The organism is Bacteriovorax sp. BSW11_IV, assembly GCF_000447755.1.
Lineage (GTDB): Bacteria > Bdellovibrionota > Bacteriovoracia > Bacteriovoracales > Bacteriovoracaceae > BSW11-IV.
Window position 1 is genome coordinate 40,404 of sequence record NZ_AUNE01000036.1, and the last position, 16,220, is coordinate 56,623.

The 16,220-nt window shown below is 38.8% G+C and carries 16 protein-coding genes; 9 read left to right on the forward strand and 7 right to left on the reverse strand.

All coding sequences use genetic code 11. The annotated features are described in order from the left end of the window. Window positions 1-45 precede the first annotated feature (45 nt). Complete coding sequence (gene rpsU, locus M899_RS09760) at window positions 46-273, forward strand: 30S ribosomal protein S21 (RefSeq protein WP_021271293.1); 228 nt, start codon at window positions 46-48, stop codon at window positions 271-273. Here the strand turns inward: rpsU and M899_RS09765 are convergent. Next, window positions 270-1,010: a substrate-binding periplasmic protein gene (locus M899_RS09765; RefSeq protein WP_081653788.1), complete on the reverse strand. Its 741-nt coding sequence runs from the start codon at window positions 1,008-1,010 to the stop codon at window positions 270-272. The two genes, rpsU and M899_RS09765, sit on opposite strands and share 4 nt — an antisense overlap. A 206-nt stretch (window positions 1,011-1,216) precedes the next feature. On the opposite strand from M899_RS09765, the gene M899_RS09770 reads away from it, so the two are divergent. From M899_RS09770 to M899_RS09780, 3 genes are read left to right on the forward strand one after another with little or no spacing between them, the layout of a single operon-like run. After that, the gene (locus M899_RS09770) at window positions 1,217-1,843 is read left to right on the forward strand and encodes an energy transducer TonB family protein (RefSeq protein WP_021271252.1); all 627 of its coding nucleotides are present in this window, start codon (window positions 1,217-1,219) and stop codon (window positions 1,841-1,843) included. 13 nt (window positions 1,844-1,856) lie between these two features. Beyond that, window positions 1,857-3,824: a TonB-dependent hemoglobin/transferrin/lactoferrin family receptor gene (locus tag M899_RS09775; RefSeq protein WP_021271345.1), complete on the forward strand. Its 1,968-nt coding sequence runs from the start codon at window positions 1,857-1,859 to the stop codon at window positions 3,822-3,824. An 18-nt stretch (window positions 3,825-3,842) separates the two neighbouring features. Continuing rightward, window positions 3,843-4,052 carry a hypothetical protein gene (locus tag M899_RS09780; RefSeq protein ID WP_021271352.1) on the forward strand — a complete coding sequence of 70 codons (210 nt, stop codon included), beginning with the start codon at window positions 3,843-3,845 and terminating at the stop codon, window positions 4,050-4,052. Here M899_RS09780 and M899_RS09785 read toward each other — a convergent pair. After that, a complete protein-coding gene (locus M899_RS09785) occupies window positions 4,049-4,336 on the reverse strand; it encodes a hypothetical protein (RefSeq protein ID WP_021271327.1) in 288 nt (95 codons plus the stop codon). The two genes, M899_RS09780 and M899_RS09785, sit on opposite strands and share 4 nt — an antisense overlap. A gap of 51 nt (window positions 4,337-4,387) precedes the next feature. Further along, on the reverse strand, window positions 4,388-4,999 hold the full coding sequence (locus tag M899_RS09790) for a 4'-phosphopantetheinyl transferase superfamily protein (protein WP_021271245.1): 612 nt from the start codon (window positions 4,997-4,999) through the stop codon (window positions 4,388-4,390). Between the two features lie 317 nt (window positions 5,000-5,316). On the opposite strand from M899_RS09790, the gene M899_RS09795 reads away from it, so the two are divergent. Further along, a complete protein-coding gene (locus tag M899_RS09795) occupies window positions 5,317-7,509 on the forward strand; it encodes a glutamine synthetase III family protein (protein WP_021271298.1) in 2,193 nt (730 codons plus the stop codon). Between the two features lie 110 nt (window positions 7,510-7,619). Continuing rightward, window positions 7,620-8,939 carry a hypothetical protein gene (locus M899_RS09800; protein ID WP_021271247.1) on the forward strand — a complete coding sequence of 440 codons (1,320 nt, stop codon included), beginning with the start codon at window positions 7,620-7,622 and terminating at the stop codon, window positions 8,937-8,939. Here the strand turns inward: M899_RS09800 and M899_RS09805 are convergent. Next, window positions 8,936-10,195: a methyltransferase gene (locus M899_RS09805; RefSeq protein WP_021271341.1), complete on the reverse strand. Its 1,260-nt coding sequence runs from the start codon at window positions 10,193-10,195 to the stop codon at window positions 8,936-8,938. The two genes, M899_RS09800 and M899_RS09805, sit on opposite strands and share 4 nt — an antisense overlap. 72 nt (window positions 10,196-10,267) lie before the next feature. On the opposite strand from M899_RS09805, the gene murD reads away from it, so the two are divergent. After that, entirely contained in the window at window positions 10,268-11,590 is a 1,323-nt protein-coding gene (gene murD / locus M899_RS09810; protein WP_021271271.1) for a UDP-N-acetylmuramoyl-L-alanine--D-glutamate ligase, read from the forward strand. Window positions 11,591-11,594: 4 nt separating this feature from the next. On the opposite strand, the gene M899_RS18395 is transcribed toward murD, so the two are convergent. Next, window positions 11,595-11,735, reverse strand: a complete 141-nt coding sequence (locus tag M899_RS18395) for a hypothetical protein (protein WP_021271276.1) — start codon at window positions 11,733-11,735, stop codon at window positions 11,595-11,597. Window positions 11,736-11,796: 61 nt separating this feature from the next. On the opposite strand from M899_RS18395, the gene M899_RS09815 reads away from it, so the two are divergent. Next, a complete protein-coding gene (locus tag M899_RS09815; protein ID WP_021271270.1) occupies window positions 11,797-13,515 on the forward strand; it encodes a M24 family metallopeptidase in 1,719 nt (572 codons plus the stop codon). On the opposite strand, the gene M899_RS17740 is transcribed toward M899_RS09815, so the two are convergent. Further along, the gene (locus M899_RS17740; protein WP_021271333.1) at window positions 13,488-14,312 is read right to left on the reverse strand and encodes a matrixin family metalloprotease; all 825 of its coding nucleotides are present in this window, start codon (window positions 14,310-14,312) and stop codon (window positions 13,488-13,490) included. The genes M899_RS09815 and M899_RS17740 overlap by 28 nt on opposite strands. Beyond that, entirely contained in the window at window positions 14,309-14,986 is a 678-nt protein-coding gene (locus M899_RS09825; RefSeq protein ID WP_021271268.1) for a hypothetical protein, read from the reverse strand. Before M899_RS09825 ends, M899_RS17740 begins: the two co-directional genes overlap by 4 nt. A gap of 113 nt (window positions 14,987-15,099) precedes the next feature. Here M899_RS09825 and M899_RS09830 point away from each other — a divergent pair, with 113 nt between their 5' ends. Beyond that, window positions 15,100-16,209, forward strand: coding sequence for an aminotransferase class V-fold PLP-dependent enzyme (locus M899_RS09830; protein ID WP_021271249.1), 1,110 nt, complete (start codon window positions 15,100-15,102; stop codon window positions 16,207-16,209). Window positions 16,210-16,220: the final 11 nt, after the last annotated feature.

The window sequence follows — 16,220 nt, forward strand, 5'->3', positions numbered from 1 at the left end:
TTTTCATTTTATTTCCTCCATGATGTAAGGTCTTGGAGGAATATTATGTCAAATTCAGTTTCAGTTAAAGTTGTGGCCGCAGAGGGCATGCCAATTGAAAGAACATTAAAAAAATTCAAACGCATGTGTGAAAATTATGGAATTACAAAAGAGTATAGAAAAAGGAAGCATTACTCTAAGCCTTCAATCTTAAAGAAAGAAAAGTTGGAAAACGCACAGAAAAGAAGAATTAAGTTGCAGAAAAAAAGCTTCGGCCGCTATTCAAAGATCTAGTAAAAATCATTTCTAAGTTTTTGAAGTTCTCCTGAGTCTTTCATCTCGTGGAGAACTTCATCAATCGCCTTGATAACAGCTGGCGGTGTCTTTTTGCTGTAAATCATCCATTGAGGAACTGTTCTAAATCTAGGAGACATAACCTGTAGTGAGTATTTTGTATCGTGGACGTAATGATTTAGCCCCAAGTCATGATAATAAAAAAAGCGCAATCTTTTAGCATTAACTAAGAAAAGAGCATCTTCAATATTCGTAAAATGATCTTTGGCCAAATCGCCAATTTGTGAGCGCAGATACTTTGCAGAAGTCGTTCCAAAATAAGCGCCTACGGCCACCTTATTTTTTAGAAAGTAATCCATTTCAAATTTAGTGAGCATTTCATCTTTATGGCCAACGACAACATTACTTACTTCGTAAATGGCCGTCGGCGAATAGATATAAAGCTTCTCACGCTCAGGGTTTTTTCCGGCCCCGCAAAAGATATGCCCTTCACCCGTTTCCAGCATGCTTAAAATTCTTTTAATGGGAAGCATCGCGTGGTGATTTTGAAAGTTTAGGTTTTTATGGGAGAGGCGAAAGGCTATTTTCTCGTAAATATGATTGCAAAGGCCTTTTTTTCCAGAGTCCAAAGGAAAGAATTTCGGGGCCGAATTTTGATGCAAGAATACAATTGGCCCTAGGGCCATTGCGGTCATTGAGATTTTAAATAAAATTAATACTACCAGTAATCTTAGCATGTTGAAGATTTTATCAAAGTTGTTTAGTCCAGTGAACAATAATTTTTTTATATCACAGATTAGAAAAGCTTATTTTCATCAGTTAAATCCCTATCTCTTTGTAATGTCGAGTCTTTTGAACAGATTTTTTTTACGCGGCAGTTGTCAAAAACCACAGATTATGAAATAAGTTTGATGTATCAAACATAAATGAGACACTCTATTTCATGATTAGGCCAATGACAGCTGAAGATTATAAATTTTACGAAAAAAAGCTCATGCTTTTTTCGTTATCTTTTGTACTAATCTGCCACGCAGTTTTTCTTTTTTATAAAAAAATCATTGTTGAAAATAGTGAACTCTATGCCGAACTCTTTTCTGCCCATTCGCAAGTTCAAACTGTGGTAAAGATCGTCGTTCCGACTAAGGAACAAGTTGTACCACAGAAAGCCAAGCAAAAATTTGTGGCACCAAAAGTGACTGAGCCTAAAAAAGCTTTAAAAAAAGAAGTTCAAAAAGTCGCAAAAATTGCTAAGACTGAAAATGTGGCCCTCGGCCAACAAAATGAGATGACTCGCTACAAAGAAGATATCAGAGAGCTTGTCATGGCCAATCGCTATTACCCAAGAAGTGCTCAAAGACTTGGTCATACAGGTAGGGTTGTTGTAAGCATTTTAGTGTCTAAAGAGGGGCGTATACTGACAAAGAAAGTAGATCATCTTAGTCCCTATGACAGTCTTAATAGTGCTGCTTTGAAAACGATAGATAAAGTGGGTGTTTTTCCACCTATTCCAGAAATATTGAAAGTTTCACAATTAGATTTAGAAGTTCCCATAGTATTTGCCATTGATTAAAAAAGGTTTGTTCATGCTGAAGTCGTTAACGCTGTTTATGTTGTTCTCAGTGTCTGTTTCTGTTGTCGCTAAAGAGTCCATTGGGACAATTTATGTTCACAGTACAAAATCAAATAATTCTCTTCAAAACACTCCTGCGGCCGTAGGCGTGATTACTTCTGATGAGCTCGAAGAGCAAAGACCAAACTCTGTGGAAGAGCTTGTGCAAACACTGCCTGGTGTTCACGCTTCTTTCGGCCCTCGCGAGGGTGCTCAACAAATCAATATTCGTGGTATCGATAGTACAAAAATCTTCTTCACTATTGATGGTGCTAGACAAAATTTTAGAGGCTCTCACGATGCCGATTTTCTTCTCAATTTAAGTCTTTTAAAAAGTGTTGAAGTGATTAAAGGGCCGGCTTCCACTCTTTATGGATCTGGAGCTGTTGGTGGTGTTGTTTCTTTTGAAACCAAAAAAGCGCGCGATTTTCTTGCTAAAGATCAAACATTCGGGATGTCTTTTGAGACAATTTACGGGAGTGCCAATAATTTTCAAAAAGCAATCGTTACAACGTATGGTTTATTTGGAAATTGGGAAGGTCTTTTATCTTTAAGTGTGGATGAGAAAAATTCGCTACGTCTTGGAGATGATACGAAGCTTGCGTATTCAGAAAGTGAGGGCCGTGATTTTTTCATAAAGCTTAACTCTAATAAGGAGCAAAAGCATCAAGTTGAGGTCATTGCGCAGAAGATGATCACGAAGGCCCAAGAGCCTCAAAATGGTAGAACATCAGTGAGTTCTAGAAATCCATTAACGGATAGGGATTCTCAAAAGGATGCACTAACTCTTCGCTATAATCTTAAAAGTGACAATGGTTTAATTGATCCTTACGCAAATTTACAATACACGAAAACAAATATTGAAAAGTATGATTACTCCGTAAAAAAATTAGCTCGTACAACTGTTGAGACGAAGGGGCTTGATCTCTACAATATCTCTACTTTCTCTAAAGAATTAAATGTTACATATGGGCTTGAATATATTCGTGATGACAACGAAGGCAGAAATGGCAGCGATAAGTACGCACCTTTTCCAGATGGAAAAAGTGAATTCTATGGAACTTATCTTCAAGCTTCTTGGCACGCCTTTTCTAAGTTGCAAATTGTCTCGGGATTGCGCTTTGATAAATTTGAACTCAGTTCGAAAGATCAAAACCTAAAGAAAGAGGGAGACAAACTTACAAAGAAATTTGCGATTAACAGTGAATTAACATCAAATCTCTCGGCCTATGCAAATTATGGTGAGGGCTACAATGCTCCTCGCTTACAGGATCTTTTTGTTAATGGTCTGCACTTTCCTGGCAGTGGTGGTATTCCAAATAATTACTTTGTGGCCAACTCTAATCTTGTTCCTGAGCAAACGAAATCTTATGAGGTTGGTTTTAAGCTCGCTAAGGATGAGTTTGCTTTAAGTGAAGACAGTGCATTTATGGAAGTGACTTATTTCCAGACTGAGGCGAAAAACTTCATTGAACAAGTGGTAAATATTAGTGGGGGAACGACGACCTTTGAGAATAGGGCCAACGTTGATTTCGAAGGGATTGAACTCAAAGCTCAATATGATTTTTTCACCAGTTCTATGTCTTTGACATATGCTCAAACGCGTTCAAAGAACAAGAGCACGAAGGCCCCCTTAGATACGACTGCCGCAGATGAATGGAATTTCGTATTTTCTCATCTTTTTGAAGGTCTAGACCTAAAGTTGCGCTACCATGCTCTTTTGGCCGAAAAGCAAAAGAGAGTGGCCACGGCCTCTAAAGCAAGTGATGGCTATAATGTTCATAACTTAGGCGTCTCATGGCTTCCTTCACAAGCAATGTTGAAAAATTTCGAGGCCTCATTTACGGCCAACAATATTTTCGATAGAGATTACAGACCTCACACAGCACTTTTAAAGAGCAGTGGACGTGACTTTATTTTAGATTTGAGCTATCGATTCTAAAAAATTATTGGAGAGTTTATGAAAGTTGAATCTGTAGAAGAGTTTTTAAAAAGAGGCGGAAAAATTTCTAAATCTCGTGCCAAGGCGATTTCCATCGACCAACTTCTTTTCAATGAGGGTGTCTTTGATCGTGAAGATGCTAATAAAGTGAAAGAGGCCATGAATTCAATCCTTGAAAAAGGTCTTGAAGATATGGCCGTTGCAGATGCTGAAGAAAAAAAGAACTAATTAGATTTAAGGGTTTTGAACCACTCAAGGCCCTTGTCGCATTTTTTGATTTCGACTTTTTGATCCCCATCCCATTTAATTTCACAAGTAATCATACGAGATGCATAGCCAGCGTCAATGGCAAGGTCCACACTGTAGTTTTCATTTTCTAGTGTTTCTACCGATAGCACAGCTACGACAGATTCAAAGCGCAACATATCTTCGAGCTTGAATTCAAGTTTAGAGTGGTCAAGAGCAAAGGCACTTGAGCCAATAAGTGCTAGGGTCAAAATTAATTTTTTCATAACGCCTCATGAATAACTTTATTTTATGGCGTTATAGTAATCTTGAGGTTTTTAGTCAATTGATTTGCAAAGAAGTAAGGCAAAGCTGATGAGCAATAAATCATCATTTCTAAGCTCCATGGAATAATCGACAACACCTAGGTTGTGATTTCCATAGGATACTAGACCAAACTGGCCCTCATTAATCCAAATGTCTTTTAAGACGAGGACTTTTTCTTGAAAATTGTGGGCAAAAGGTGAGAGCGCTTTAAAGGCCGCCTCTTTTAAAGACCACAATAAAAGGGGATCGTTTTGTAATTCAAGAGCATCATGATCATTGTAATAAAATTTTTCGACGCCCTCTGTAAGCTTACGTTCTCTAAGCTCTAGGTCTACTCCAACACTGCAAACTCCGTCTTCTTGGCGCGTTGCAAGACCAATGGCATGTTCTTTTGTGTGGCTTAGTGAAACCAAAATTTCAGGGTGATTCTTGATATGAAGGTGTCCTTCAATCTCCACACTCTCTGGTGGCATCATGATTTCTAGGGTTTCCAGTGCTCCACACAGGGCCTTACGAGATAAGTAGTAATGCCAATCGTGACCTTCAGTGGCCTTTTTACCAATGAAGATTGTGGGTAGAACTGGGTTAAATTTTTTAGACTCTATACAATAAGCAATATCCATAATTTTATATTGCTAAAGTCTTTGTTCTTTGTCATAACAAATGTGAAAATTATTTAAATTTTTGGAGTTCTCATTATGATGCCCCACGAAGCACAAGCGCTTATTGCTAAAATCGCGTTCTTTCTTTTTGCAACAACGATGATTTGTATGGCAAAGGCCAATGCCTTTTTTGCCCTTCTTTAATTACCGAACGGTCAATTAAAACTCTTTAAGATTCTTCTAAAGATACCGAATTTCCCGTGGACGGCCATGGGCCTTTTCCCTTATCATTTATTTAGTTTGTCACGTTCTGTGATCTAATGTTTTAAGGAGAAAACATGTCTAGGGAGAGCATCCGTACAGTTTCAAAATTACAAGCTGCCAACCGCGAAGAGCGTATTTTCGAACGTCCCACTGACGGGCGCGGAAATTATCTTCCAGTAACTGAATATTTTGGAGAAAATATTTTTCATTTCTCTGAAAGTTCAAGCATTCCTACACAAATTAAAAATGAATTAGAAAGTGTTATTCAATCAGGTAAGGGCCTTAAAAAAGAGCACGCAGAAATCGTGGCCAAGGCCGTGACTGAATGGGCCATTGAAAAAGGGGCGACACATTTTTGTCATTGGTTTCAACCCTTAACTGGGGCGACTGCTGAGAAGCACGATGCCTTTCTAGATTTTGATAGAGCGGGTAAGCCTATTGAAAAATTATCGGCCTCACAGCTTGTTCAAGGTGAGCCCGATGCTTCATCTTTTCCTAACGGTGGCTCTAGAGCTACTTTTGAGGCCCGAGGTTATACGGCCTGGGACTTAACTTCTCCTATGTTTCTTATCGAAGGTGCTAGTGGCAAGACTCTTTGTATTCCTACTGCATTTGTTTCTTACCATGGTGAGGCCCTCGATGTTAAAACGCCACTTCTTAGATCAGTATCTAAGCTAAGCGAGCAGGCCACTAAATTTTTAAACCTATCAGGTTTTCCAAACACAAAATCTGTAAACGTCACTTGTGGTGCAGAACAAGAATATTTTCTTGTTGATAAGGCATTCTACTTCGCAAGACCTGATCTTGTGATGGCCGGAAGAGCTTTATTTGGTGCTCCAGCAGTTAAGAATCAACAATTGGAAGATCACTATTTTGGGGCGATTCCTGAGCGCGTTCTTTGTTTTATGGAAGAGCTTGATTATGAATTGCACAGGCTGGGCATCCCGGCCAAAACGCGACACAATGAAGTTGCTCCTGGCCAATTTGAAATTGCACAGATTTTTAGAGATGCCAATGTGGCCGCTGACCAAAACCAATTGGTGATGGCAACAATCAAGAACGTGGCCAATAGACATAATTTCGTTGCACTCTTGCACGAAAAACCATTCGCAGGTGTAAATGGCTCTGGGAAGCACTTGAATTGGTCAATGGCCAGTGATGAAGGTTTGAACCTACTTGAGCCAGGTGATGAGATTCACTCAAATATGCGCTTTCTTGCAGTGACTTCAATTATTGTTGAGGCCGTAAAAAGACATGCTAAAGTTTTAAGGGCCTCTATTGCCTCTGCTGGTAATGATCATAGACTTGGGGCAAATGAAGCTCCTCCAAGTATCATCTCTGTTTATCTTGGAGATGCTATTGGGAAAATTTTTGATGCCATTAAAGATGGCAAGGCCACAAGCTCAGAGAGCAAAGTGATGCTTGATCTTGGAGCACGCCAGCTTGCAATGTTGCCAAAAGACAATACTGATAGAAACAGAACTTCTCCCTTTGCCTTCACTGGAAATAAGTTTGAGTTTAGAGCGGTTGGTTCTGCTATGGCCATTGGTTTACCAATGAGTATTTTAAATGGTGCTGTATCTGATATTTTTGAAGAATCGAATAAGATTTTAGAGACTGAACTTGCTGCAGGAAAAACAATTGATGCTGCTCTAATGGAAATTTGTAAGAAATGGATTAGTTCAAGCCATCAAGTTATTTTCAATGGTGATGGTTATAGTGATGAATGGGTACAAGAAGCTAATAGAAGAGGATTGCCAAATCTAAAAACAACGGCCGACTGTCTTCATATCATCAACGATACTAAGGAAACGAATTTCTTAACACGTCAGGAAATTTTTAGAGCGTCTGAACTTGAAACTCGTTACCACGTTCTAACAGAACGCTACAATACAATTCGTCTGATTGAGCTTCATACATTCATCGATATGATTCATAAGTTCATAATTCCAAGTTGCTTGGAGTATAAAAAAGAATTGGGATCAGTGATTAAAGAACAAAAAAATCTTGGTTTCCAATCTAATGTAGAGACTGATCTTTACAAAGAAATCAATCTTTCACTAGAGTCTCTTTATGAAAATGCGCGCAATTTAAAAAATATGATCAATGAACTCCCTGAGGATATTGATGAGCGTGCTAAAAAAATAGCGCACGAATTAATGCCAGTTTGTTTTGCAATGGCCGAGTATTGTAATCAAATTGAATGTCTAATGCCTGAGGGGCTTTGGGAACTTCCAAGTTTCTTTGATATGTTATACCTACGCTAATTAGATTTTATAGAAGGTGGAGCAAAAAACTCCACCTTCAATTCCAGTCTCAAATTAATTCTATATTTTCCGATAACTTAGATGATGTTTACAAAACACTAGGATGTTTTATGAAAAAAGTTCTTCTAAGTACTCTGGCCCTTTTTACAATTGTTCAATCAAATGCAGAAGAGCTCTATGATAAGAAGTTCAGAGAAGTCGATAATAGATATTATTCCGTCGCCATGGATATGATGTCACAAGAATATGCCAACAGTTATGGAAGATATGCAAAAAATTATTATAAGCTTCACGAGATTTTGAAAACTATTCCAGATGAAAAAGAGCGCCAACATATCAAAGAGGTCTTTGATAAATATGGCCTAAAAAAATTACCAAGGCCTATCATATCAAAAGAGGGTGTATCTTTTGAAATTAATGGCCATAAACTTTTAGTGACGCCAGACGGTTTTCTCAAAGGCCATTTTAAACTTGATAATACTAAGGTTGCTCTTTATGACGAGAGTTTTAATCTTGAAAATTCTGTCAAAGTGATGGATCACTATTTAATTAAAAGAGATTTTACTTACAAAGATATTCTTAAAATTTTAGTTCCAAATGCCAATGCTGAAACTAAAATTGATGAACATAAAGTTGTTACGGCCCTTATTGTTGAGATTTTTTTGAAAGAATCTTTTGGCGATGTCTACAATAATGGAAAATTCATTGATGCTCTTAGAGTTGAAGGGGCAGACAAGGGTGAAGTTCAAAGAGAGATCGTTGATAAGTACCTGCGAATGGATGCTCACTGGCGACCAAGACTTGTTCACAATATCAATCAAGTTTATATGCAAGCAAAGTCAGCACTCGATTCATGTCGTGCTTTTCAAGATATGATTGAAAATGGTGTAAATGGCGCGAACTTTGATCAGTATGTTAAATCATTAAGTAAAGATGAAGTTCATGCGAGTGTGCATGCAACGAGTTTTTTAAATAAGACCCGTAAAACGGATCGCTTTCTCAATTTGTGGCTTTACACTTTTGATTGGGAAAAACGTGAACAAGATGATCCAAAAAACCAGCAAAATAAGGCCTTCGTTGATTCACTTATGAGAAAATATTTATTGCAAAATTTCGAGGGTGATAAAGAAAATCTGACATGTCGTGGAACATTGGCCAAGCATTCAAATCAAATTGTTCACGCTAATCTTGAAGTTCTTGCTACGGCCAATTCGGTTATTAATAAGCGTTATAAACTTCAAAAAGGTGACGAGGACAATGCTTGTCGCTATGTTGAAGAATTAACAAAGTGTCTGGTTGATGTAGATCAAAAAGATAAGAGAAAAGTGTTAGAAGAAATTTCGAGACGTGCAGGTAAGGATTTATATTTTTATCAAAATCTAGAAGAAAAAGATAAAACTCTTCCGGGTTGGAGTGAAACAAGAGACTAAGGCAATCTCTTGTTTGCATAGATACCAATATTTCTTGGAGAGATATCATCGCTGAAAAATTCTTTCATAACGACGTCGTGATCATTTTCTTCTAAGTAAAGACAGCGATCTAGAAGAATATAGAGCTCACAAATCCTACCTAATTGCCATCTGATGACGTTGGCCACAAAGATTTGATCGAGCTCTTTTTGCCTTTCACTATCACTGTAAAATGAATCGAGCTCTTCATCACTAAAAGCACTACTGTCAATTCCAAGATGATCCATTCTGCCTTTGGCATATTGTGAAAATGGATATCTATATTCCTTTGTAAGTACTTCTCCTACACTGAGAAACGTTTTCTCTGGAAAATATTTTTTCAAAAAGAAGTGAAGAGTGTAGCGATAGTTTTTTACTTGGCGCTTCAGTTTAAAATCTTGCATTGTCATGGAATTGTGTCCACGGCTTGCGAGGGCCAGAGTGTATTCGTTAAATTCAAGAGGATTCTCTTTGGCAAAATGAGATACATTTACATCGCGCGAAGCGCTCATTCTTGAGTAGCAGCAACCAAAGTTAATCAGTGATTTTGTTTGATATTTAAAGTTAGTACGAAAATGGGCCAGGGCCAATGGACCACAAGTATGAAGCCCTAGGCTTAGGGTCTTGTCGTCAAATAAAGGTCTAAGTTGGTTGTCATCTCCCTCAGGTCCAAAAAGAAGGTTGATGTACGATAGTGTCTTTGCCCCTTTAGGGGCAGGATATTTTTTTAGGCGTTCACGACCAATTTGTTGAAACTCTTCATTACAGTCAATAGAAGTCGTTTCAAGATTATAGTAGTGGGCCATAATTCTTGCGAGGTGACCAACACCTCCTCCTATATCGATAAGTTTTTGTGGGCGTCTTTGTTCGTCGAGGGCCTCAATGAAATCACCAATAATTTTGATTTCGTATTGTTTTTTTGCCTTCACTTTATGAAAAGCATAGGGCGGTAGTGCTTCTTTAGGAGAATGCGAACTTAGTTCAATGCGCTCAATTTGACATAGGGCCTTAATTTGGTTGAGCCACTGCCCCAATTCTGTCTTTGTGATGGATTCAAAATTGTCCTTGATATCCACTTGATAGAGCTCGTCTTCATTAAGGGCACAAAGAGTATCAATCCAGCTCTGTGGGTAATGTTGCAAAGAGTCTGGATAGGTATTAAGAATCTCGTCTTGCCACAGGGGGGCAAGCGGGCGCAGAAAATTGCTAATCTTAATAAACCTGTCTCTATAATTCATGTCGTGGCCTCTTTTTTATGGCCATGATATATCAGTAATAGGGAAAAATTTGAACTAAACAAGGTAAAAAATATGAATAAAGTGGCCGTTTTTGGTCTTGGTCGCTCAGGGATGTCGGCCATTAAATTTTTAAACCACCTAGGTGTTCAAACCTATGTTGTAAATATGGGGGAGCTCAGTTCATGGCCAGCTGGTGAAGAGCTCTTTAAGCTTGTGCCCAAAGACCAGTGCTTTTCTCAAGACGACTCTAAGACTAGCGATCTATTGGCCCAAATGGATGCCATTATTTTAAGTCCAGGAATAGCCAGAGAACATTCTATATTAGTAAAGGCCCTTGCTAACGGGGTTGAAGTTATCAATGAGATTGAACTGGCGCTAAGACATATTCAAATTCCCATCATTGGAATCACGGGGACTAATGGAAAAACCACAACAACGACCATTTGCGAAGAGATCTTCAAGGCCTCTGGTGTTAGCGCCTTTGTCGGGGGTAATATTGGTATTCCTTTTTGTGATTATGCTTTGACTCATCTTAGAGATGGGCAAAAATGTGAAGTGGCCGTTCTTGAACTTTCAAGTTTTCAGCTTGAGAGTACTCCTTCTCTCAAACCAAAGAAAGCGGCCATCTTAAATATCTATCCTAACCATGGTGAGCGCTATGAGAATGTTCGCGATTACGCTCGCGCTAAGGTGAATATTGCCAATAAGATGGACTCTTCTGATACGCTCTTTATTTGCGAAAATGAAGAGGGGCTGCACGGCCTTTTAAATCATATTCACTGTGAGCTTAAAGTACTTAAGGCCGAAACAGAACAGGCCATTCGAAGTGCCTTGTCCGATTATTCATTGTCTGAATTTAAACTTCTTGGAGTTCATAATTTATCAAATCTTCTTTTTGCGATTGAGCTCACTAAAGATATGGGCGCTACGAAAGAGGGGATTCAAAAGACTATCAATAGCTTTTGTGGAGTGGCGTTTAGGCTTCAATATGTGCCCACAAAATATAAGTTTGAGGCCTTTAATGATGCCAAAAGTACGAATTGGGATGCCACTTTAACGGCCCTTAATTCCTTCCTAGGTCGGAAGTCTCCCTTGTGGCTCATTATCGGTGGTCAGGAGCGCGGACGCGGGGACTCTATATTGCCCTACTTGAACGAGATACGTGAAAAGGCCGCAAAGATTATTTTTATAGGGCACGTTGGTCCACAACTTCTAAATGAAGTGGGCGACAAAGTTGACTCTCTTTATTTAGAATCTTTGGATAAGGTTAAAGACTATGTGGTTTCACAGGATTTTACAGGGGACCTTTTATTTTCTCCTGCATTTCCGTCTTTTGATCAATTTAAGGATTATACTCATAGAGGCAGAGTGTTCAATGAACTCTTTGGCAAATAGGGGTTTAGAAAGAAGTCTGAACCTGGATATTTTGTGAACTAGGATTTCTTTTAAAGTCTTTAGTTCTAATTGAGTCGGCAATCGCGATTTTAAAAGCGAAGACGGCAAGTATGATAAAAACAATTTTAGCGTATGCAACTTTCATTTTTCCCTCTCTTTACGGGGTCTTATCGGAAGAGTGAAAAAAAACTATAGTGTGGTAATTTATGACAGCAAAATTTTTCCTTAATCGCGATGAAGTGAAGAGCAATGTGTCTCAGTTTTTAAACTTCATGAATAGCAACGGCCTAAGTGCTTTCTATGTTTCAAGCTTTGACCAATACATTAATGAGTATGTGCCAAGACCTGAGTGTTGGCGCTATTACGTCACAGGCTTTACTGGTTCAATGGCCGAAGTTTTAGTTATGCCTGACGGTAAGATTCACCTTTTTGTTGATGGTCGCTACCATGAGCAGGCCGACAACGAAGTTGATGCCAGTACATGTGTGGTTCACAAATGTGCATTCTATCCAGACATTTTACCGGCCATGCGTGCTCTTATTGAAGAGCATAAAGTCCAAAAAATTGGGGTGGCCAGCAAAAGAACACCAAACTCACTAGGACAATCTCTTTTTAATGGCCTTGATGTTGTGTCTTTTTCTGATGAAGACTTAAAGAAATTTGTTTCTTTCAATGAATATACATTTGCGAGTTCAGCATTTTTATTACCTGAAACTCTAAATTTTGAGAGCTTCTCTACAAAAGCGTCAAAGATTTTAAAAGAGGGGGAGGCCTTTTTTATTAGTGCCATGGATAGCGTTTCTTGGATTTCAAATATCAGGGCCTATCAATTTCCTTACCAGAGCTCTATCGCGGCCAAAGCTTTTTTTACAAATAAAGAGCTTCACCTCTTTGTTCCAAATACAGAACTCGTAAATGAAGACATTAAAAAAATCTATAGGGTTTACGACGATAGTTTGACAACGATGGCAAAGGTCTTCTCAACTCTCAAGGCCAATAAAGTTTACTTTGATAGCGATAAAACTTCTTATGCAGATAAAGCTCTTTTAGATACAGCTTTTGGTCATACATTAACTCATGCTCCTCTAGGGCTTGTTCGTTACCACTCTTTTAAAACTGAAAATGAGCTTAACGAATTTAGAAAATCATTCAATAGTGGGGATCAGGCCATTTTTAATACGCTTAAGGAAGTTAAAGAAAAGGCCAGTGCAGGAGAGTTTTTAAGTGAAACTGAAATGAGAGATCTTCTTGAGAGCAATTACAAAAATCAAGGGGCCTATGCTCAAAGTTTTAGCACGATCTCTGGCGTTGGCGCCAACGGTTCTATTATTCACTACTCAACGCCAAGTTCTAAGAAGGCCACTAAAGGAGATTTATATCTTCTCGATTCTGGTGGCTACTTTGAAAGTGGATTTGCTACAGATACAACGAGAACTGTGGCCATCGCTGATGAGCCTAATGAAGAGCAAAAAAGAATGTATACTTTAGTGCTTAAAGGTCTTTTACAAGTTCAAAATGCCATTTTCCCCGAAGGAACTTGGGGAGCACAATTGGATTCTCTCGCACGCTTTCAGATGAGAAGTTTAGGTTATGACTATGCCCATGGCACAGGTCATGGTGTGGGAATTAATGTACACGAAGGTAATTTCAGATTATCACCGACGTCTAATATTCCTCTAAAAGCAGGTCAAGTGGGATCAATCGAGCCAGGAATTTATATTCCTGGTCTCGGGGGTGTTCGTTTAGAGAATATTGCCATTGTCCAAAAGCACCCAACTCTTAAAGGCATGTTGTGTTTTGAAAATCTTGTCTATATTGGATTTGATCACTCATTGATTGAACAAGAGCTTCTAACCAAACAAGAAAAAGTTTGGCTAGAAGAATATGAAAGTGAATGTCACAAGCGTGGAAGAAGCTTTCTATAAGTAAAGAAAACCACGGCCCCTAACATAATCATAAGAACATAAGGGGCCTTGTTTTCATCACTGTGATCGTGGGCCGAATGGTCGTGATTGTGGTGGACATCTGTGTCGATATAATCGGGCCTAATCGTCGAGCAAAAGCCCCCAAAAGGCTGCTCTTTCGGATATAAAAAGCTTAGTCCCTCGATATCATCCCAACCTAATTTTGTTCTCGATTCCAAACTCTCTGCATACATGAGGGCCTCACGAAAACGTGAGTGACCTAGACCAAGGGCATGACCAATTTCATGTGCGACAACGCTGATTTTTTCATCGATAGACATGCTTTGAAATCTATTTGTTGCAGTGTCGTTAATAAGAACAATGGCCCCATTGATGGTTTTACCATTGGTATTATTTGGCAGGGCCTTGGCTAGAATGCGATCATCTGGAAAATTGATTGTCGCTTCTTCATTACAGCTAATAAGAATATTATCACTTACAACCAGATCGGGATTGATATCACAATCAGAAGAAGAGTTTGTGCAAAGGGAGTCTGTATAAAATGCCGTAGAAACAGATCTTGTGCCGGCCTCTGATAGAGTAAGGCGACTTGTTGGGGCCGTGTTCCAAAAGCGCAATGCAGTTTGTGAAATCAGGTAGAGCCACTCACTTGTGTCTATTCCTGAATTTACGCAATTGTCTGCAAAGTAGAGTTTTACCTCATCTTCTGTGAATGCGGCCCCAGCAGTGTTGTTAAGTGTGAATCCCCAAGACGAAGTCTGGAAAAATAATATAAGGGCAATTAAACTTGTTTTCATAAATCAAACTCTACTTTTCCGAAGTGATAGTTCACGCTAATGATATAGCTCCAAGCACGAGATTCACTGTCTTCAATGTTAAAGATATGGAAATCAGCACTTGCTCCCCAGTTGGGATCAAATTTTCCACTGGCACCCAACGTCAGGATAAGATTTTGAGAAACCGAACTTCCTTCCGGCATAGGAAATTCATCAACGCTATTTCCGTTTTGAAGTGTTTGTGTTCCGCCATCTAGACTTAGGCGAACCCACGAAAGTCCAAGACCTGCATTAAGGGCGAAACTCTCGTTAAACTCATAAGCAAATTTAGACACGAGATGAAAATTCCAACGGCCTGTATTTTCATCAGCGCCTTTATGGGGCAAGCTCATTCCAAATTCTGGAAGCCAGCTTAGGCTCTTGTCATAGAGATATGTTTTTAGACCTACGGTGAGATAGGGGGTGAAGCTGAAAGATTCAGTACCACCATTTTCGTCGACTTGAACATGACCGACAAATTCAGTTAAGCTTCCAACTCCAAAATAAAGATCATCAATATAAGGTTTTTTATGGTGATTAGTGCGTACAGCTTTTTTTACACTTCTTTTTGGTCGTGTTTTTTGACGTGAATTCGTCTGTGCTAATGTCCCAACGCTCAGTAAAATTACGAGGAGCGCCAAAAGTCCTTTTTTCATAAACATCCTTGTTCGTGCACTAGAATTGAAACAGTAAGGCCTTCATTTGACAACTTTTTTATTTCATAAGCTCGCACTTCGATTTAAAATTTACCAAAAAACAAAGGATTGTTATGTTCGAAAATTTCAATATTCCCGCTGAGCTAATACCAAGTGACCCACGATTTGGATGTGGTCCTTCTCTTATCCCGATGAGCTATGTCGAATCTTTACTTGCCACTGGCCCTCATTTACTTGGGACAAGTCATAGACAAGATGCCTTTAAAAAGATGTTTAAGGAAATCCAAGACGGATTGAAAAAGTATTTTGAAGTTCCTGCTGATTACGAAGTTGTTATTGGTAATGGGGGCGCAACATTCTTATTCGATATGATTGGTCTTGGTATAGTAAAAGAAAAAGCTGTTCACTATACATGTGGCGAGTTTTCAAATAAGTGGTTTAAATCATCTGACTCAATTCCGTGGATTTCTGCAGAGGAGAGGGCCTTTGATTATGGCCAAGGCGTGAGCTATTCAAATCATAAAGAGTTTGACCTCGTTGCAGTAACTTTAAATGAAACTTCAACTGGTGTTCAAATTGATGAACTACCTTCTGTAAATGATGATCAAATTCTTGCCATCGATGCGACTTCAGGAGCCGGACAAGTTCCATGTGATGTATCTAAAACAGATATCTTTTTCTTTTCTCCGCAAAAAGTTTTTGCAAGTGAAGGTGGTATATTTGTTGCCATCATGTCACCAAAAGCGATTAAAAGATCTGAAGAAGTGGCCAAGCTAGGACGCTACATTCCTGAGATTATGAGCTGGAAGCAGGCCATCGAAAATTGTCGTAAGAATTCAACTTATAACACTCCTTCAATTACATCATTGTTCTTTTTAAATGAACAAGTGAAGGAAATGAATAAACTTGGATACAAGAAGTGCCAAGAACTCGCTCAGAAAAAAGCTGATCTTCTCTATGGTTGGGCAAAAGAAAAGTCGTACTTAAGTGCTTACGTGACTGAAGATAAATTCAAATCAACGGCCGTGGCAACTATTGATATCGATGATAAATATTCGGCAGATGACCTTTGCAAAGTTTTACTTGATAAGAGAATTGCCTACGGGATTGATGCCTATAGAAAGCTTGGGCGTAATCAATTTAGAATTTCAATGTTCCACAATATTAAAATTGAAGACCTTGAGAAGCTGACGAAAATTATTTCTAAGGCCATTGAAGGGTAAAAAAAAAGACC